Genomic DNA, 19,175 nt, shown 5'->3' on the forward strand with positions numbered 1-19,175 from the left:
CTATTTTTCTTATAAGGACTTTCCTTTTTTTCTTTCACTAATTTCACTTTTTCATCTTTATATTTTCTTTTTTTCATTAGTTGAGAAAGAATTAATAGTATTAGAGTAGTTAATCCCAATTCCTTGAAAAAAGTACCCTCGATTATCCTTCTTTTTCTTAAATCCACGTTCTTCAATCTTTTTGTAGAATCGTACCTTCTGAAGACAATCTTCCCCTGTATCATCACACCAGTACTCATATTGCCGGTACAGCTCTTTAGAGTAAGATTTCGCACTTGCATGTTCCAAGCAATTTTCATTGAGAAAATTCCCGATTGTATCCATTTCATTCCTATAGCTAGATGTAGCATTTTGGACTTCTTTTGGATTTCCAAGTCCTTCTTTTTGCCACTTTATACAGCCTTCTACAGCCCAGCGAAGGATACCTGGCATTTCCTGTGCTAATAATTTATCAGGAAGATCATAATCGATTTTTTCTTTTGGAATTGTGACAGTAAACGGGATTAACCTTATCCTCCTCCAGATTCCCTCATCATTGTTTTGAATTATTGGCTTATGATTTGTCATAAGAAAAATCTTAAATTGTGGAGTATATACAAAAGGATTCCCATATAGAAACCTAGCCTGTATTGCATCGCCACCTGTCAATTGTTTAACTAATGACTCGGCAAGTTTTGCTCCTTCTTCGCTTTCTGAAGAAACTACCAATCTAGAACCTTTTAATGCAGCCAAATCACTTCTTACAGAATCAGTTTTTTTCAATGTAAAACTTTCACTGTTTGCTTGTGTTCCGTAATCACCAAACAGTTGCCTGATAGTATCGAGAAAGGTGCTTTTTCCATTCCTTCCATTGCCGTACAGAACAAATAAAGCATGCTCTTTGGTTTCTCCTGTTAATGAATATCCAATTGCCTTTTGTAAAAATTCGATCAAATCGTGCTTTACGTTCCCTTCAGCATCCTGCATGATGTCTTCTAAGAATTTTTCCCACAAAGGACATTTAGCCTTAGAATCATAATTAATGGGGGATATTTTATTCATAAAGAAATCACGATTGTGTTCTAAAAATTCACCTGTCTTTAAGTTGATAACCCCGTTATTACAGTTGAACAGCATGATATCTTTATCCAAGTCTTCTGGTATTATGGGCACTTCAGCTTCCGCTAAAGAAATCATAGACTCTATCCTTGATCTGGATTCTGACTGAATCGCATGTTTAGAAAGCGCGGCTCGAGCTGCATCATCTTCTTCCTTCAAAGCTTCTTTATAAATATTTCTTACTGTGTGCTTTGCTAAGATTCTTATTTGATTAGTGTTATCTTCAATCCACTGCTTTTCATTCCATAAATACCATTTATTAAAGGGATTATTATATCGAATGTTATTTCCGTATCTGTAAATCAATCTCTCCGCATTGCCTAAATCACTTCGCATAAATGATGGCATGTTTTCTTCCTGTGCAGATAACCCTTGATACTGTGAAATGTCAATTTTGTAGGACTTAGGCTCGAAGTCAGCAACTGTATTGTGGGTTGATCGAATAGCATTCCCAATTGTCATTTCTCCATAAGTACTGCCCTCTGAAGAATGTTGCTTGTCCCACTTTTCACGTATCAAACTTGATTCCCGAAACATCGAATCCATCTTAGTAGCGTCTTTATCCGTCCAGAATGCCAGGTGATTGCAGAGAGCTAAATCTGTGGAAGAATGATCACCATTAATCAATTCTCCATTAAATAATGCACGGATAGAGGGACCATTTTTACTTCTAAACATTTTCTCCCATAGTTCTGCACTCGATAAGTTTTCAACGCTGTTTCTTGTAGATTTTCTAAAGGTTTTAACCTTATTTTCTTCATCTGAAAAGTATTTCTTGAACATCAATCCAAGTTCATCTGTTCTTTCCACAATATCGGGGATATTCGTTGAATTTCCGGTAAAAGTGAAATATCTTCCATGTCTATATACTTCAAGGTTATGTGCTGTACTTTTTTTACCAGTTCCTTTTTCGATTGGCAGATCGCCTTTAACAATAATGTGGACACCTTTGACACTAGGAGAAAACTCTGTGTAGCTATCCATCATTTCGATAATTTCATCAGCCAAATCTGAAAACTGTCCATCTTCAACACATTTATCAATATCGATTCCAATGAAAGGATCATCCTTGGAAAACATAAACCCAATCCCGTCATAATTCCCATTGATATATGTGTTAACTACAGAATGAAAAGTAGACCAGGTGCGTCTATTATTTGATTGAGCCATATTCCCGTCAGCTTGATATGGAACTTTAGTTTTCTTTCCATTCCGTTCCTCTATCCTCCAGAGGACCCATTGATTTGTTCGCTTTAACTCTTCAGGTATATTGCTAAAGTTAAATTTCTTTTGGTTCACAGTTCATCAATTCTCCCTCCCTATGCATGGTGTAAATTTTCATGCCTGTTTAACACTTTTAAATCTCCCTTTAACCATGATTCAAGCATTCCTTTGTGAAAGATAATTTTGGATCTTACTCGAGTATGTGGTATCTGATTTTCTCGAACCATTGTATAAACCGAAGTGGTACTAACTCCAATTAATTCAGCTGCTTCTTTTACAGTAAGCGTAATTTTATTCATTTCCACTTTATAACCTCCTGTTATATTGCTCTAGCAATAAATTATTACTATAGCAATAATTTATCATCTTTTTATTTCTTTTGCAATACTTTATATTGCTTTTGCATTAAATAAAATTTATTATTAAAAGAAAAAAAGTGGAGGAAATTTAATGATGGACAAATTTGGAGATTATATAAAAGAAATAAGAACAAAAGCTGGATTAACGATCTCAGATCTTGCAAAAGCTTCAACAGTATCACAACCTTATTTATCACAAATCGAAGCCGGTAAAAGAAGGGCATCAATTCAAATAGTAAACAAATTAGCAAAGGCACTAGGTGTTGATCAATTTGAACTGGCTGAGAAAGCAGGATATTACACAGCAGAAGAAATTAAACAAAGAAAAGAACTAGAAGCAATGGAATTAGAGGATGAACTTAAAGAAGAATCATTCAAATGGTTATTGCCTGCTACTGATGAATCGTTAAAAGAATATTGCCATTTAATTTTTCACAATACAAATACACCATTTTCCGGGGCTTTAGAGAATGAATTTTGGTCTTCTATAGATAAGCTCTTATCTAAATACCCTTGGTTAAAAATCGACAAAAAAATAGATATTAACAAGAAAGGATATATTGATGAAATTGCCAACGCCCTTAAAAATACAGGGAATGTACAATTTAAATTAGAATTGTTAAAAGAATTACAACGTATTGCGCATGAATATCATTTGAAATTTGATCCAACTTATAAAGAAGATTTAAGCAACATTCTAAAAAAAGAAACCCTTTATTTTAATGGTGTTTTACTATCTGAACGAGACAAAGAACGTATTAAATCCTATTTGGAAATTAAATATAAAATTGCAGGAGATGAATAATCTTGGCAAATATCCAATCGCGCGGTAAAGACTCATATTTCTTTACCGTTAGCTTAGGGAAAGGTGCAGACAATAAGTATATTCGCCGAACAAAAACAATTAAAATTGAACAAAAGATGACTCCAAAACAGTTGAAAGAATTTCTTGAATTTGAATATGCAAAATTCAAACAAGAAATATTGGCTGGAGAATACATTACCCCAGATAAAATGTTATTTGCCCAATTTATTGAAGAATGGCAAAAAAAATATGCCTCAAAGGAATTATCAGAAACTACAGTGTCCACATATTCCAATCATCTTAAGAATCATATTTTACCGGCAATCGGACATATGAGGATAGACCAGATTATGCCCATGCACATAATCACATTACTCGATGGAATGAAGAGGGTTGATGACCCTAGTAAGCCACTTGCAACTAGAACAAAACAGGACACTTATCTTGCAATTAGGAATGTTTTTGAACGAGCAGTGGAATGGCAATTCATTAAGTCTAATCCGGTTAAAAGTGTAAAAAAACCACGGAACATTGATTTGGTTGAAAAAGAAGTTAATGTTTATGATCAAGAAGAAGTTCAACTATTGCTTTTAGCAGCAGAAAAAGAACCTTTTCATTGGAAAATCTTCTTAACACTTGCCCTAACTGCAGGCTTAAGGCGAAGTGAAAACTTAGGTTTGGAATGGGATAATGTTAATTTTAAAGAGGGAACTATTGACATTAAACAAGTAGTCGTAAGGGGGCGTAATGGATCTGTTATAAAATCACCAAAAACAAAGAACTCAAAACGCTTAATATCATTACCACCCTCGGTTGTGGATGAATTAAAACGATATCAGCTTCATTGTAGAAAAGAACGTCTTAGAATGGGTGAAAAATGGATTGTAAAAGATAGAGATTGGTTATTTTTCAACGAAGATGGTACAAACTTTTATCCAACAACACCGACTACGTGGTGGAGCCGGTTTATAAAAAGAGCTGGGGTTCGTTTCATCAGGCTCCATGATCTCCGACATACTTCGGCGACTCTGTTAATTAACCAGGGTGTTCATGCTAAAATTATATCTGAAAGGTTAGGCCATTCAGATATTCGGATAACCATGAACACTTATGGTCATGCTTTACGTTCAGCTGATCAGGCTGCTGCTAATACATTTGAAAATCTGTTCAGCAAGAAAACGGATGTAAAATGACTTTTGATGTAAATTTGATGCAAAAAATGATGTAAAACCGTTCTAAATGCTGATAAAGGAGCATAAAGTTTAAGTTAGAATCCTTGTTATATAAGGTTTTATGTTAAATTAACACACTACATTAAATGAGCAAGTCCACACTGGCAGCGTAGAGGTCAGCGGTTCGATCCCGCTATGCTCCATATCCGAAACCCTTGCGTAGCAAGGGTTTTTTTCTTTGGCTTTTAAAAAAATACTTCATAGTGATCATATGAATCATCACAATCTACATATATACATTTTAGGTTGTGTGCTTCAGCAGTGGGCTTAACCCAAAGTGCCTACCTCCTTTAAGGAAGTAGGCACTTTCAAATTTTTTTCAATAAAAGCATCGAAATAACTAATAGATTAATTAACTAACAATCCTTCAGGGCAATCTATTCAAAAAAGATGCGATAAGCTGTCCTAGTCTTCGAATTCCCTCGAATATTTCTTTCTCATTGGCATAACTGAACGAAAGCCGGATAAACTCGGTTCCATCGTTTTGATCCAAGAAAAAGTATTTCCCTGGAACATATGAAATACCCTCAGCAAGAGCCTGTGATAATAAATGCGACGTATCCACACCTGGAATTCTCACCCATACAAAGTAACCGCCATCTGGTACATACCATGAAACGGATTCTGGAAGAAATTGTTCCATCGAACGGATTAACGCATTACATTTAGAACGATACACATCTTTTAGTAGGTCGAGCCGTTTATCAAAATCGGCGTTTTCTAAGTATACAGCCATTGTACTTTGAGCAAATGGATGGTCTAAATCTTTTTTAAACCACTCTAAAGCCTTAATGAATTCACTTTCTCCCGCTATCCATCCAATCCGCATTCCTGGCGCAACAACCTTGGATAAGGACCCAACATGGAGGACCCGCCCGCGTTCATCAATAGATTTTATTGGCACCGGATTTTGATCGAAGGATAATTCTCCGTACGCATCATCCTCTAGAATTAGAAAATCAAACTCGATGGAAAGCTCCAATAAATGCTTCCGGCGCTCAATTGTCATAGTCGTGCCAGTTGGATTTTGAAAGCTTGGGATAGTATAAAGAAAACGCGGGAGGGTTAGACCTGTACACTTCCTTTCATCCAGCATTTCTTTTAATCGGTATGTTTGGATCCCCTGTTCATCTATAGGTATACTGATAATCTGCTTCGTATAGTTTTGAAAAATCTCTAAAGCCTCCATATAGGTGGGAGACTCTACCGCTACGACCGCTTTATCATCAAGAAGAATGCGGGCAATGAGATCAATCCCCTGGCAAGCTCCTGATGTAATCAAAAGCTGTTCTTCCAAAATGCAAATTCCACGCTCTGCCAATCTTTTCTGGATTTGCTGCTTTAGTTTTGGAATTCGTGGACTTCCGAGATAATGGAGCGGCAAATCCTGCTCCTCATCAAGAAGTCTGGCTACAGCTACCTTGAGCTCCTCAGCAGGAACGAGAGCAGGATCAGGATAACCTGAACTCAAGCGAATACAATCATCCGGCAGATTTGGCATCCATGCACCGGGCGGATCATTCTTAAGTGCCGCTTTAATGTTTTGAGAAAAAAAAGATTCAACATTCACTTCAACCATACACCCTTCCGTCAATCAAATCTTAATTGATACTCGTGATTTTTGAAGATAGACCCCTTATTTTATATAAGCATAAATCTTTTGTAGAAACACTCTAAATTAATTTTAAATTTTCTCTAATGAGAGACAACAATCACTCTTTGCAAATTCCGAAGTCCCTTTTACAAAGACTTTCTTTGTCGCTCCAATGCAATTTTAACTTATGTGTGTATGGATGAGGTCGTTATTTTCGTCATCAGTATCTGTAAAGCTGATTAAAAGAATGAAAAAATAAAGAAAGGCAGATTTTCCGCCTTTCTTCACTTTTTATGCAACTCTTTGCATTTCTTAACCAATCGCTTCGGTGCCGCACGTAAATAGGCTTCTTGAATCAGATAGGTCAATTCATCCCAGTCTTCCCTATCCGGATTTTGAATAGAGACCCAACCGTGATGTCCTATATATGGAGTTTTGAAAAAATTCTCTTTCTGTCGCAATAATTCCTGAGTTTCTCGATCTGACTTGAACGACAAGCTGAATCCCTTCTCGCTTTCACCTGAAATCACGAAGGATTTTCCATTGATTTTAATAGTATTGTGACCGAATCCGTCAATATGTTCAACAGCTTCGGGCAGCGCAAGACAGATATTGCGTACATTTTCAAGCATGGCTGCCGTGTCTTGTGATTTCATATTTTAATTCACCTATTATCAACTCTATTTTGCATTCACATCGGGTTGATGATCCAAAAGTATTGCCTTCGGTATCAACATAGTATCCTTGCCAAGCCATTCCGGGCAGGGCAAATATGGGCATTGCGACCTTGCCGCCATTCCCAATAATTTTAGCTTCCGTTAAATCGTAATTTTCCACTTCCATGGTACAAGCAAATGCATTTAATGCTTGGTGTGTTTCCGGCGGAGCACTATGACGCTGCATCAAAGCACCATCGATCCCAGGTTCTTTCTCATCGCCAGTTACTGCTCCATAGTAAGGCACTCCCGCATAATCACTCCAGTCTTGAAATGTCCATCCGAATACCTCTCCATAAAACTTCTTTGCCCGTTCCATGTCATTCACATGAATTTCGAAATGAACTATTCTACCCATGATTTCCTCCTAATTTAAACAAGAATTAACCATATCCTTAAATTATTCAGTCTGCGTTAGCTTACAAATGCCCATTTATTTTTAAAATTAAATGGAAATAAATTCAAATAAATTAGAGCTTCACCCTACATCCTGTCATAACTTTTTAGAAAGACCACAGGAACCCTATTAAATCTCGTTTGTTCCGACCAACCGTTTGTATATCAAATATTTGCGAAACTATGCGTATATTTTTGTGAAAGTTTGACGAGACTGCTAGTAAATAATTCTAGGAGGTTATCAAAATGTTTAGATTCGGGAAGAGAAAGCCGCGGAGCAAGGTCGGTAAATTAATAGATAAGCACGGATATACACAAGAGGAGTTTGTAAGTGCGTCCGGAATCTCACGCAATACGATAAGCAGAGTTTGCAGCGACCCTAAGTATGTGCCGTCAGCCGGGGTTTTAAAGAAAATCATGAAGGCGGTTCGAAGTATAGATGCTGGCGCCAAGGCAGATGACTACTTTGATTTGTAAAAAGGCCCTAGCTTATGGCCGGGGCTAAATGTATTATTCAATTCTTGTTCATACTCTCCTTAATCCAAGCTTTCCTTTCGCTGGAATTAGGGCATGTCCTTAACTTCAAAAGCGTATCCTCCCACTTTGAAGGCAATTACTTTCAAATAAAATACCTTCATTCCAACGGCCCCAGCTTTTCAAAGTTCAGGTGAAAAAGCTCATATGTTAAAATCCCCCGCTTCTAATGGAAGCTGGGGATTTTCATCATTCTCGGATAATATGCTTATAGCTAACGGTTCTTTTGTCGCTTTTAGACAAACCCTGCAGGAATTGTTTAAAAGCGACAAAGGGTTATGTATTCCGCCTCAGCTATTTTCGACTAACCATTTTCTTAATGAACTGAACCACAGGTGACACAATGGATTCATGTACATTCGTAAGGGCATAACCGATCAGCCCCATTATTATCAGGGCCATTATTAATCCTATTATCAATCCTGATGTTTCTCTAAGTTCTTCAAGTACAGCATCCATTCCTTATCCTCCCCGGCTTGCCGATGCACTTATTTTTACGGTTTTTCACCGATTTTACGTCTGAAAGCTTCATTTATCGTTTTTTCTTCGAACATTGACCGATTCTGTTAAATAAGGTTCATTATAACGCATTGGATGATTATGGTCGAGCTGCCACTTTTAAACGCATTCATTGAAGGCCTACACCATCATCGCTCACTAATAAAGGCTTTACCTCTAGCGTTTCTCTTTAAGTCAAAAGATAAACCTTCGTTTCATCTGAACATTCAAGGAGATATGTAAACCTTTTCATTTGTCCAAAACCGACAAACAAAAGACAGAATTATTGTTTTTTAAGAACATTGAGAATATTGTCGAAAAACCTTAAGCTTAATTTAAGAAATACATCTTCTTAGGGGGTGCGCTTTATATGGAAGCCATTACAAGGGACTTTTTCTTATTTTTATCTAAGAATAACCTGCTTAATAATATTGCTAAAAAAAGCGGAGGAAATTTTGCTGCTGGAAAGATCATTGGGGGAACTGATTTCCAAAGTTCCATTAAATTCATTAAACAACTTAATAATAGCGGCTTGTCGGTTACAGTCGACCATCTTGGGGAATTCGTTGATTCCAAGGAAGTGACCCTGGAACGTACGGCAGAATGCATCGAAACCATCGAAATGATCAGCAGGGAAAAACTTGATTCACAGGTTTCTCTGAAGATGACTTCTTTGGGACTTGATATCGATCATAAACTCGTGATTGAGAATATGACGAAAATTCTTGATACAGCCGAAAAACATAAAGTCATGGTCACGATCGATATGGAAGATGAAGTTCGCTGTCAGGCGACAATCGATATCTTCAGGCAGTTCAAAGAAAAATACAGCTGCATAAGTACTGTTCTGCAAGCATATTTATTCCGCACAGAGAAAGATTTGGAGGACCTTGCCCAATATAAGCCATTCCTGCGTCTCGTAAAGGGTGCCTATAAGGAATCTCCCGAGGTGGCTTTTCCTGAAAAAGATGATGTAGACGAAAACTATAAAAAGTTGATCAAGCAAAGTCTTCTTAACGGAAATTATACGGCCATTGCCTCACATGATGACAAAATCATCGAATATACAAAAGAGCTGGCCAAGAAGTTTGACATTCCAAATACACAATTCGAATTCCAAATGCTTTATGGCATGAGAAACAAGACTCAATACGAGTTGGTCAAGCAAGGTTACAAAATGCGCGTTTATGTACCATATGGTCTGGATTGGTATGGATACTTCATGAGAAGGCTTGCAGAAAGGCCATCCAATATTGCCTTTGCCTTCAAAGGGATGGTCAGAAGCTAAATATACATTCAACATTATTAATTGCTACAAAAAATCTATTAAAAGGTGTGATTATCAATGATTTCATATAAACACGAACCATTTGTCGATTTTACAAACGAGGAAAACAAAAAAGCATATCAGGAAGCCCTTCAAACTGTTGAGGGCTACTTAGGGCAAGACTACCCTCTTTATATCGGTGCAGAGCAAGTGACGACCGATGAGAAAATCGTTTCATATAACCCTGCAGATAAGCAAGAGGTCATCGGACGAGTATCGAAAGCGAATAGGGATCTTGCTGAAAAAGCCATGCAGGAAGCTGTTACCGCTTTTGAAAGCTGGAAAAAAGTGAAGCCGGAAATCCGCGCTGACGTTTTGTTCAAAGCAGCTGCCATCATTCGCAGACGCAAGCATGAATTCTCTGCGTTATTGACGAAAGAAGCGGGAAAACCTTGGAATGAGGCTGATGCGGATACAGCGGAAGCGATCGATTTCCTTGAATTCTATGCCCGTCAAATGCTGACTCTTAAAGATGGTGTGCCTGTTCAAAGCCGTCCAGGAGAATTCAACCGCTATGATTATATTCCATTAGGGGTCGGCATCATCATTTCTCCTTGGAACTTCCCATTTGCGATCATGGCAGGTACAGCTGTTGCCGCTATCGTTACTGGTAACACAATCCTTTTGAAACCAGCTTCTACTACTCCTATCGTTGCTGCGAAATTCGTTGAAGTGATGCTTGAAGCAGGCCTTCCAGCAGGTGTATTGAATTTCGTTCCAGGAAGCGGAGCAGAGGTCGGCGACTACCTGGTCGATCATCCTAAAACACGTTTCATTTCCTTCACAGGTTCACGTGATGTAGGTCTGCGCATTTACAAACGTGCTTCAGAAGTGAACGAAGGCCAAATTTGGCTGAAGCGTGTCATCGCTGAAATGGGCGGAAAAGATACAATCGTTGTCGACAAAGAGGCAGATCTTGAATTGGCGGCTCAATCGATCGTGAAATCTGCATTTGGCTTCTCTGGACAAAAATGTTCTGCTTGTTCCCGTGCTGTCATCGTTGAAGATGTATATGATCAAGTATTAGCTCGCGCTGTTGAATTAACAAAACAACTTACAGTTGGTAATCCTGTAGAAAATCATTTCATGGGACCGGTTATCGATCAAGCGGCTTTTGACAAAATCATGAGCTATATTGAAATCGGGAACCAAGAAGGACGCATTCTGACTGGCGGAGAAGGAGATAGCTCTAAAGGCTACTTCGTTCAACCGACAATCGTTGCCGATGTCGATCCGCAAGCCCGCTTGATGCAAGAAGAAATCTTCGGACCAGTCGTTGCCTTCACAAAAGCGAAGGACTTTAACGAAGCACTTGAGATTGCCAATAACACTGAATATGGTTTGACTGGGGCTGTCATTACGACAAATCGCCTTAACATGGAAAAAGCACGCGAAGAATTCCATGTCGGGAACTTGTATTTCAACCGCGGCTGTACTGGTGCAATCGTAGGTTATCAGCCATTCGGCGGGTTCAACATGTCAGGAACTGATTCCAAGGCAGGCGGACCGGACTACTTGCAGCTTCATATGCAAGCAAAAACAACATCCGAAACATTCTGATAATGTTCCATTGAGCTATTTGAAGATGATTTGAAACCCCTATGGTTTTCGTATCCTCCATTCTGGATACGGAAACCAAAATGAAGTTAAATGGAGGAAGTGACAAATAGGTTGCTTCCTCTTTTAAAACAAAAAATTATATATTTCATCACGAAGGGAGTCTTTTATGGATTACGCATTAATAATTTCGATCAGCATTTACATGGCTGGCATGCTTCTCATCGGTTACTTCGCTTACAAAAGGACTTCCAATTTAAATGATTATATGCTGGGCGACCGGGGTCTTGGACCTGCTGTCACTGCATTAAGCGCCGGTGCCGCGGATATGAGCGGTTGGCTTTTAATGGGTATGCCTGGTGCCATGTTCGCAACAGGACTAAGTTCAATCTGGATTGTAATCGGTCTCACAATAGGAGCCTATATGAACTGGCTGTATGTTGCACCTAGATTGAGAACCTATACGGAAGTCGCCAATAACTCGATTACGATCCCCGCTTTCCTGGAAAATCGTTTTGGCGAGGGCTCACAGATCTTAAGGCTCATTTCGGCTTTGGTTATCCTCGTATTCTTTACCTTTTACGTTTCTTCCGGAATGGTATCCGGCGGAGTCTTATTCCAAAGTACATTCGGCCTTGATTACCATACAGGCCTATGGATCTTAACAGGCGTCACCGTTGCCTATACTTTATTCGGTGGATTCCTGGCAGTAAGCTGGACAGACTTTGTTCAAGGGATCATCATGGTTGTCGCCTTGGTTCTTGTACCGATAGTCACCCTTTTCCATGTTGGCGGTTTCGGTCCTGCGATTGACACGCCACGTTCCATTGATCCAGCCCTATTGAATATTTTCACGGGGACGAGCTTTTTAGGAATCATCTCATTATTTGCTTGGGGACTGGGTTACTTCGGACAGCCGCATATCATTGTCCGCTTTATGGCGATCAGTTCTATTAAAGAGATCAAGAAAGCCCGTACTATCGGGATGGGTTGGATGATTTTCTCCAGTATCGGTGCCATGCTGACTGGATTCATCGGTATTACGTATTTCCATCAGAACAACCTGAAGTTAGATGATCCTGAAACGATTTTTATAGAGTTAGGGGAAATACTATTCCACCCGCTTATCACTGGTTTCTTGATTTCCGCAATACTGGCAGCCATCATGAGCACGATTTCTTCGCAGCTTTTGGTTACGGCCAGCTCTTTAACGGAGGATATGTACAAAACTTTCTTCCGTCGTTCCGCTTCAGATAAAGAGCTTGTTTTCCTGGGCAGACTTTCCGTACTGACCATATCCGTCATAGCGCTCATTCTCTCTTGGGAACAGAATGACACGATCCTTGGACTTGTCGGCTATGCATGGGCTGGATTCGGATCTTCATTCGGTCCATTGGTCATACTAAGCCTCTGCTGGAAACGAATGACAAGATGGGGCGCTTTAGCCGGGATGATCGTTGGTGCCGGGACTGTAATTTTCTGGTCGATGGCAGGATTATCCGATACGCTTTATGAAATGATTCCTGGTTTTGGCGCAAGCTTGATTGCCATCATCCTGGTCAGTCTTCTAACAGCGAAACCATCAAAAGAAGTAGAAGCGACATTCGAAGAATTCGAAAAAACTTTAAAACAATAATAAAACCCCTAAAAGGAACGGTATTTATTCATATACCGTTCCTTCTTTGTTCTTGCCCCTATACACATCATTAGTTTAAAAGTATTATTAAACTAAGTTGTCATACACTTCAAAAAACTACAGGGGGCCATATATGTCATTAGAAAAAATTCTGACTCTCACAAACATCAACGATATAACGGATATGGTCAGCACTTATTTAAAAAAACCAGTCGTCATCGAAAATGACCAATTTTTATTGCTGGCATATAGTTCTTATTATATCGAACACTTCGACCAAGCCAATCGGCAAACCATCTTCACAAAGCATTGGCCGATTCCAATTCTGGAAAAATTCATGGATGAGGGCATTGTCGAACAGCTTAAAACAGTGGAGCATCCATTTAGGGTGAAACAAATCGAGGAAATAGGATTAAATCAAAGGGTCGTTGTGAGCGCCGTTCACAAAGGACAGGTCTTCGGCTTCATTTGGGTCCAAGAAACGGAAATGATGACTGATTCCGATCTGGAGTTTTTACATGAAGTTTCCCATCATATCGGCAAGCTCCTTTATCAGAAAAAACAGATAAACATGAAAAAAGATGAAGAAAAAAATGAGTTTTATCAAAAGGTCATTGACGAAGTCTATCAAACGGAAAACCAAATAAAATGGGAAGCCGCCAATATGAGTCTTCTCATTCCGGAAACTTTCCTTGTCAATGTCTTTACCATAGCTCAATCCGATGCGGAACATTTCGATGAATTAGCGGATACAGTCAGTCTGTTCGCCAATGCGTTGAATCATTTTACCCATGTATTCACAAACCAATTGAAGATCATCGTTCTGATTGGCAGCAATGGAAAAGGGAAAGACCTGCTTACCGATAGCGCCAATGATTTAACGAACACCGTTCTTTCCCAATTCACCGACAAAAAGGTATTCCCGGGAATCGGAAATGAGTACTCTTCGATTCTTCAATTAAGAAAATCCTATCTCGAAGCCCTGGAAGTGATCAACTCAGCCAAGTTCATCGGTGAACCTGAGCAGCTTCCCTTCCAATATAGCAAGCTTGGGATTTTCCGTTACCTCGAAATGATCTCCAACCATCATACTAAAAAGAAATATATCAATACGGATTTAGAGATTCTTCAAAAGAAGGACCTGGAAAGCCAAACCAAACTCCTTCAAACACTGGAAATATATCTATTGAACAATTGCCGGATCAAACCGACATCGGAACAGCTATACATTCATACCAACACATTGAAATATAGATTGAATCAAATAACCGATCTCACCTCAATCGATTTTGATGACTTTCATTCGAGAATGCAACTATACATCGATTTACAGCTTATAAAGCAGAGATCTTAAAGAACGCCCCGTTTTTGAGTTCGGGTGATTCAATAAGCGAAGGAGAGAAGAAACGCGGCTAGGTCTGCCAGTTTTTTCTCTCCTTATACATTGTTGTACTTCTTTAACGCTTTTACCATATCAAGTTTTAGGTTTTTATATAATCTTATGGAAAGGTCCATTTTTTAAGTTTAGTAGAAATCGGTTCCTATTTATACAAGTTTCCTTCCAAAAGATCTTTTAAAGTGGTATTATCCAGCAATTCTGCCACTTGATCTCTAATCAGTGCCCAAAGAGGTTTCAATAAACAGTTATTATCTTCAAGGGGACAATATTCATATGCTGTAATGCTTACACAACTCATAGGGGCAAGCGGTCCTTCTAAGTCCCGAATTACATTTCCAATGATAATCTTATTGGGCAATTCCTTTAAAGTATACCCTCCGCGGACTCCCCTTTTACTTTTAACATAACCGTGACTTTTCAAATGCAATAGAATTTGTTCCAGATATTGAGGAGACACTAATGTCTCATTCGCAATATCTTTAATCTGCATGAGTTCTTCTTCGCTCTTTGCTAAAGCTATTAAAGCTCTTAATGCATATTCCCCCTTACTTGAAATCTTCATATGATGATCACTCCCAGCCAATACCCTTTATATCAGGCTATTTAATGATTGACGATTATATACGTGGAAATTTGTGTCCATTTCATTATTGGGAATGCACATTTAAATAATTTATTCATACTATATTTCAGAAAGTCGACAAATTTAATCATGTTACTTTGGAATCAAGTTAATCATTAAAAAGAAAGGAGCCGAAAAGATTTCAGATTAATTTAACTATTAACCCCCTCAAAAAAAGGGGACAAGTCAAGCTTCCTGACATTGAAAAAAAAATGAACGCTATCTTATTTGTAAGGAGCCGAGAAAGAATGGGTTTTTTAGAGACTATCAAAAGCACTTTCGATAACTTACCCTCATATAATGAGGTTAAATTAGTACAAGCTGTACAATCTTTAAATCTAACATTTAATGAAGTTTCTAAGTATGTTACTGAACCGAAGGATTTAGAATACGGAAGAAATGTTATTTACAGTTCCGAAAATGTCGAAGTAATTGTTATTCATTTACCTAGTATGGCCAAAACTTTTATCCATGATCATGGATTGTCTATTGGATGCATTTTTGTAGTGGCTGGAGATTTTCTAAACGTATTATATAAGTTAGAAGACAAAGAATCTTATCCTATTTATGATCGAATCGAGGAGTTTTCCCAAAATGAGATCCTCCTTGTTAAAGAAGATACCATCCATATGATGTATAATCCCACCACTTCACCTGTTATTACATTTCATATATACACTCCACCATTAAAAGGCGGAACAACTTATCCTTCCTCATGAACAATCCCCAGATTCATTTTCACTCAAATATATGAGCAATAATCTAATAGATATAGGAATGTCATTTTTACAGACAAAAAAATTCCCATAGTTTCACAGGAGGATGCTATGAATTCGCAAAGCAATCAATTTATTCAAAGCTTGCAAGACGGAAGAAGTGTTTGGTTAAATGGAACAAAAATTGATGTCACAACCGATGAGAACTTCATTGGTACATTAACTACGATTTCCGATTTATTTAATATGATTGATGATCCGCAAAAGAGAAACTTGGTAAGCTATCCTAGCCCCAAAACGAAAAAGTTCGTCCATTCAGCCTTTTTAGTTCCACACTCTTATGATGATTTACTGCAGAGGAGGATAGCTTTTGAAACTTGGAGCCAAACAACTGATGGTGTGATGAGCCGTTTATCAGACTATGCAAGATCAAGATTAACAGGATGGTATGCATCGCGAGAGGACTATAAAAAGTTTGATGCACACTTTTCCCATAAAATTAAAGCTTATTATGAAGAAGCAAGAGATAAGAATCTTTTTTTAAGTGTCGTCCAACGAGATCCTCAAATTAATCGTGCCGATCAATGTTTCAAAGATATAAATGATCTAGGATTATTAAGAATTACAAAAAAGACGAGTGATGGTGTTTTCTTAAGTGGAGCCAAAATGATTGGTACTGCAGCACCATATTCGAATGATATAATCGTTTATCCCCTCGCAAATCTGAAAGAAGAACAAAAATCCATAGCTCATATGCTTATTGTTGCGGCCAACTCTCCCGGATTGCATATGGTTTGCCGGGAATCCTTTGCTGCAAATCAAAGCAAAACAGCAGATTCCCCTCTAAGTTCAAGGTACGACGAGATGGATGCTTTATTAATTTTTGATGATGTATTCGTCCCTTGGGAACGTGTATTATTGTACGACAACCCAGATGCTTTGTTACAAATTAAATTAAATTCCGCATCAAATGGCTTAGCATATCATCAAGCAATTGTTCGATTATTAACAAAGCTGGAATTCGTTGCGGCTATAGCTTGCGAAATTGCTGAAGCAATAGGGGCCGATGTTTATCTGCATGTTCAAGAAAAAATAGGAGAACTACTCATCCAAGTCGAGACGATCAGAGCTTTATTGATAGCTTCAGAAAGGGAAGGAAAGCTTGATCAATATCAAACGTTCATCCCAAATTTTACGTATATTGAAACAGCCAGAAACCTTGGGACCAAATATTATCCCCGTGCCATAGAGATCTTACAACTCATAGGAGCAGGAGGATTCATTCAAATTCCCTCAAGTGTCCAGGATTTTCAAAGTCCCTTATCAGATTTGCTGACAAAATATTATAAAGGAGCGAATCTGGAAGCAGAAAAGAGAACAAAACTATTTAAATTAGCGTGGGATCTTGTGGGGAGCCCTTTAGGGTCGAGGCATGAATTATATGAACGTTTTTACGCAGGAGATCCAATACGTAATATAGCTAATCAGTATAATAATTATGATAAAAAAAGATTTAAATATATGTTAGAAAAGTATTTAAATGATTAATAGATTTGCTGGCAAAAAACATCGCTTGAATCTTGGCGAAATCGGTAAATGTATTGGGAAAAGCTTGTTTAATAGTAGACAAGCTTTTTATTCATTCACCCTTTAAGTAAACAGCAAGAACCATTCCGTCTTTATCCGTAATAAGCACATCATGGCCGATTACTTCACTGGTTATATTCACAATTTCTTGGTCTAATTTAGCTAACATATCATCCCCCTGGTTATCGCAAAACTATAAAAAACCAGCTCGCAAATAACTTGAACTGGCTTTTCATGTATCTTCTTATATTAATTAATTCAAAAGCATTTTCCCTCAAGAAACATTTTCTTTGTCGCCGGTGTATTCACGCTCCCAAAAATCGGCGTTTTTTATGCCTAAAGCTTTTGGATTGAAAACCGGATCGACCCCTGCTTTCTTTTGCTTTTCGTAATCCTTTAACGTAATGAGCGCCGGTTTAGCAAGAATTAAAATGGCAATGACATTGAGCCATACCATAATCCCTAGTCCAGCATCACCTAATGCCCAAGCCAGCTCTGCCGTCCGCACGGATCCGTAAAAACTGGCCGCCAGGATGATGAGCTTCAAGGCGAACATGGCCGTTTTACCATTCCGGTTGCGCATTAAATAGGCGATATTGGTTTCAGCGATATAATAGTAGGCCATGATCGTCGTAAAGGCGAAGAAGAAAAGGGCGATTGCAACAAAGCCAGCACCAAAACCTGGGATTACGCTATCGATTGCCGCTTGTGTATACCCTGGACCAGGTGTTACATCTCCCAAATTATTGACGATATATGAACCATTTTCCGCTTGTGTATTATACATGCCTGTAAATAAAATCATGAAGGCCGTAGCGGAACAAACGAACAATGTGTCGATATAAACCGAGAATGCTTGAACAAGACCCTGCTTTGCCGGATGTGATACTTCAGCCGCAGCCGCCGGATGAGCTCCTGTCCCTTGGCCGGCCTCATTCGAATAAACGCCGCGTTTCACTCCCCAAGCTATCGCCATGCCAATGATCCCCCCAAATGCGGAATCCAACCCGAAGGCACTTCTGAATATCAAAGAGATGACTCCTGGTAATTCTGTGATATTCATTAGAACGATGACAACAGATAGCAATATATAACCAAGGGCCATGAAAGGCACGATTAAGGTTGCAGCATTAGCTATCCGTTTTACACCGCCGAATATAATGAAGCCAAGTAAAAGGACGATGGCCAAACCAGTGAATACCGGTTTGATGCCGAATGCATTTTCCACCCCGGCAGCAATCGAATTGGATTGAACACCTGGCATAAGGATGGCCATGGCTATCAGGGCTGCAAATGCAAAAAGGACAGCAAACCACTTCCACCCTATCCCTTTTTCAATATAATAAGCAGGACCTCCCCGATATTGTCCATCTTGTTTGACTTTATAAATTTGAGCTAAAGTGGATTCCACAAATGCACTGGCCGCTCCTATGAAGGCTATGGCCCACATCCAGAAAACGGCACCGGGACCGCCAAAGGCGATAGCCGTGGCCACTCCTGCAATGTTACCTGTACCGACCCGACCTGAAAGGGCTATGGATAAAGCCTGGAATGAGGAAACCCCCGCTTCCGAACTTTTTCCTTGGAACATCAAGAGGATCATTTCCTTAATATGCCTCACTTGCAGAAAACGGGTTAAAATCGAGAATAATAAACCTACTCCCAATAAAATATAAATGACTGGTGAACTCCATAAAACTCCATTTAAAGCCGTAATAAATTCAGACAATCAAGCTCCCCCTTTATAGTTTGAAAATTCTAATTTATCTTTTAATGATTATATTTCATCTTGTTGGATTAAACAATAGTTTTCGCGTAAGGAAACCTTACATGTTTTTTATTTTTCCACTTACAAATACCCCGATAATCACATTC

Annotated in this window: 16 protein-coding genes and 1 pseudogene; 9 read left to right on the plus strand and 8 right to left on the minus strand. The window is 38.7% G+C overall.

Annotation, left to right across the window (positions count from 1 at the left end; genetic code table 11):
- Positions 1–57: 57 nt before the first annotated feature.
- Both ABC374_RS22660 and ABC374_RS22665 read right to left on the minus strand, forming a co-directional pair.
- A complete protein-coding gene (locus ABC374_RS22660) occupies positions 58–2,397 on the minus strand; it encodes a phage/plasmid primase, P4 family (protein WP_413019840.1) in 2,340 nt (779 codons plus the stop codon).
- 20 nt (positions 2,398–2,417) lie between these two features.
- Complete coding sequence (locus tag ABC374_RS22665) at positions 2,418–2,621, minus strand: helix-turn-helix domain-containing protein (protein ID WP_413020426.1); 204 nt, start codon at positions 2,619–2,621, stop codon at positions 2,418–2,420.
- Positions 2,622–2,772: 151 nt separating this feature from the next.
- Between ABC374_RS22665 and ABC374_RS22670 the strand changes: the two genes are divergently transcribed.
- On the plus strand, positions 2,773–3,486 hold the full coding sequence (locus tag ABC374_RS22670) for a helix-turn-helix domain-containing protein (RefSeq protein ID WP_413019841.1): 714 nt from the start codon (positions 2,773–2,775) through the stop codon (positions 3,484–3,486).
- Positions 3,487–3,488: 2 nt separating this feature from the next.
- Positions 3,489–4,679 carry a tyrosine-type recombinase/integrase gene (locus ABC374_RS22675; protein WP_413019842.1) on the plus strand — a complete coding sequence of 397 codons (1,191 nt, stop codon included), beginning with the start codon at positions 3,489–3,491 and terminating at the stop codon, positions 4,677–4,679.
- Between the two features lie 406 nt (positions 4,680–5,085).
- Here the strand turns inward: ABC374_RS22675 and ABC374_RS22680 are convergent, their stop codons facing one another.
- The 3 genes and pseudogenes from ABC374_RS22680 to ABC374_RS22690 form a co-directional block, all read right to left on the minus strand.
- Complete coding sequence (locus ABC374_RS22680) at positions 5,086–6,288, minus strand: aminotransferase-like domain-containing protein (RefSeq protein ID WP_413020427.1); 1,203 nt, start codon at positions 6,286–6,288, stop codon at positions 5,086–5,088.
- 308 nt (positions 6,289–6,596) lie between these two features.
- Entirely contained in the window at positions 6,597–6,968 is a 372-nt protein-coding gene (locus ABC374_RS22685) for an MmcQ/YjbR family DNA-binding protein (protein ID WP_413019843.1), read from the minus strand.
- 24 nt (positions 6,969–6,992) lie between these two features.
- Positions 6,993–7,386: pseudogene (locus ABC374_RS22690) on the minus strand (VOC family protein).
- 284 nt (positions 7,387–7,670) lie between these two features.
- Between ABC374_RS22690 and ABC374_RS22695 the strand changes: the two are divergent.
- A complete protein-coding gene (locus ABC374_RS22695) occupies positions 7,671–7,901 on the plus strand; it encodes a helix-turn-helix domain-containing protein (protein WP_134782497.1) in 231 nt (76 codons plus the stop codon).
- 351 nt (positions 7,902–8,252) lie between these two features.
- On the opposite strand, the gene ABC374_RS22700 is transcribed toward ABC374_RS22695, so the two are convergent.
- Entirely contained in the window at positions 8,253–8,417 is a 165-nt protein-coding gene (locus ABC374_RS22700) for a hypothetical protein (RefSeq protein ID WP_214744096.1), read from the minus strand.
- Positions 8,418–8,826: 409 nt separating this feature from the next.
- Here ABC374_RS22700 and ABC374_RS22705 point away from each other — a divergent pair, with 409 nt between their 5' ends.
- From ABC374_RS22705 to ABC374_RS22720, 4 genes are all read left to right on the plus strand, one after another.
- Positions 8,827–9,744: a proline dehydrogenase family protein gene (locus tag ABC374_RS22705; protein ID WP_350300382.1), complete on the plus strand. Its 918-nt coding sequence runs from the start codon at positions 8,827–8,829 to the stop codon at positions 9,742–9,744.
- 57 nt (positions 9,745–9,801) lie between these two features.
- Positions 9,802–11,343: an L-glutamate gamma-semialdehyde dehydrogenase gene (gene pruA / locus ABC374_RS22710; protein ID WP_101223545.1), complete on the plus strand. Its 1,542-nt coding sequence runs from the start codon at positions 9,802–9,804 to the stop codon at positions 11,341–11,343.
- 166 nt (positions 11,344–11,509) lie between these two features.
- Positions 11,510–12,976, plus strand: a complete 1,467-nt coding sequence (gene putP / locus ABC374_RS22715; protein WP_350300383.1) for a sodium/proline symporter PutP — start codon at positions 11,510–11,512, stop codon at positions 12,974–12,976.
- 133 nt (positions 12,977–13,109) lie between these two features.
- Positions 13,110–14,330: a PucR family transcriptional regulator gene (locus tag ABC374_RS22720; protein ID WP_350300384.1), complete on the plus strand. Its 1,221-nt coding sequence runs from the start codon at positions 13,110–13,112 to the stop codon at positions 14,328–14,330.
- Between the two features lie 187 nt (positions 14,331–14,517).
- On the opposite strand, the gene ABC374_RS22725 is transcribed toward ABC374_RS22720, so the two are convergent.
- Complete coding sequence (locus tag ABC374_RS22725) at positions 14,518–14,937, minus strand: RrF2 family transcriptional regulator (protein WP_350300385.1); 420 nt, start codon at positions 14,935–14,937, stop codon at positions 14,518–14,520.
- A gap of 308 nt (positions 14,938–15,245) precedes the next feature.
- Between ABC374_RS22725 and ABC374_RS22730 the strand changes: the two genes are divergently transcribed.
- Both ABC374_RS22730 and ABC374_RS22735 read left to right on the plus strand, forming a co-directional pair.
- Positions 15,246–15,716, plus strand: a complete 471-nt coding sequence (locus ABC374_RS22730; protein WP_350300386.1) for a cysteine dioxygenase — start codon at positions 15,246–15,248, stop codon at positions 15,714–15,716.
- Between the two features lie 108 nt (positions 15,717–15,824).
- Positions 15,825–17,261 (plus strand): 4-hydroxyphenylacetate 3-hydroxylase family protein, encoded by a 1,437-nt coding sequence (locus tag ABC374_RS22735; protein WP_413019844.1) that lies wholly within the window; start codon positions 15,825–15,827, stop codon positions 17,259–17,261.
- Positions 17,262–17,574: 313 nt separating this feature from the next.
- On the opposite strand, the gene ABC374_RS22740 is transcribed toward ABC374_RS22735, so the two are convergent.
- Positions 17,575–19,029 carry an alanine/glycine:cation symporter family protein gene (locus tag ABC374_RS22740; protein WP_413019845.1) on the minus strand — a complete coding sequence of 485 codons (1,455 nt, stop codon included), beginning with the start codon at positions 19,027–19,029 and terminating at the stop codon, positions 17,575–17,577.
- Positions 19,030–19,175: the final 146 nt, after the last annotated feature.

Origin of the sequence: Peribacillus phoenicis (assembly GCF_047238085.1) — a bacterium.
Classification (GTDB): Bacteria; Bacillota; Bacilli; order Bacillales; family DSM-1321; genus Peribacillus.

Coding starts and splice junctions, on each gene's coding strand:
- ABC374_RS22665 (WP_413020426.1), bottom strand. CDS start 2,621: ATGAATAAAATTACGCTTACTGTAAAAGAAGCAGCTGAATTAATTGGA.
- putP (WP_350300383.1), top strand. CDS start 11,510: ATGGATTACGCATTAATAATTTCGATCAGCATTTACATGGCTGGCATG.
- ABC374_RS22730 (WP_350300386.1), top strand. CDS start 15,246: ATGGGTTTTTTAGAGACTATCAAAAGCACTTTCGATAACTTACCCTCA.
- ABC374_RS22735 (WP_413019844.1), top strand. CDS start 15,825: ATGAATTCGCAAAGCAATCAATTTATTCAAAGCTTGCAAGACGGAAGA.
- pruA (WP_101223545.1), top strand. CDS start 9,802: ATGATTTCATATAAACACGAACCATTTGTCGATTTTACAAACGAGGAA.
- ABC374_RS22695 (WP_134782497.1), top strand. CDS start 7,671: ATGTTTAGATTCGGGAAGAGAAAGCCGCGGAGCAAGGTCGGTAAATTA.
- ABC374_RS22670 (WP_413019841.1), top strand. CDS start 2,773: ATGATGGACAAATTTGGAGATTATATAAAAGAAATAAGAACAAAAGCT.
- ABC374_RS22725 (WP_350300385.1), bottom strand. CDS start 14,937: ATGAAGATTTCAAGTAAGGGGGAATATGCATTAAGAGCTTTAATAGCT.
- ABC374_RS22720 (WP_350300384.1), top strand. CDS start 13,110: ATGTCATTAGAAAAAATTCTGACTCTCACAAACATCAACGATATAACG.
- ABC374_RS22705 (WP_350300382.1), top strand. CDS start 8,827: ATGGAAGCCATTACAAGGGACTTTTTCTTATTTTTATCTAAGAATAAC.
- ABC374_RS22685 (WP_413019843.1), bottom strand. CDS start 6,968: ATGAAATCACAAGACACGGCAGCCATGCTTGAAAATGTACGCAATATC.
- ABC374_RS22700 (WP_214744096.1), bottom strand. CDS start 8,417: ATGGATGCTGTACTTGAAGAACTTAGAGAAACATCAGGATTGATAATA.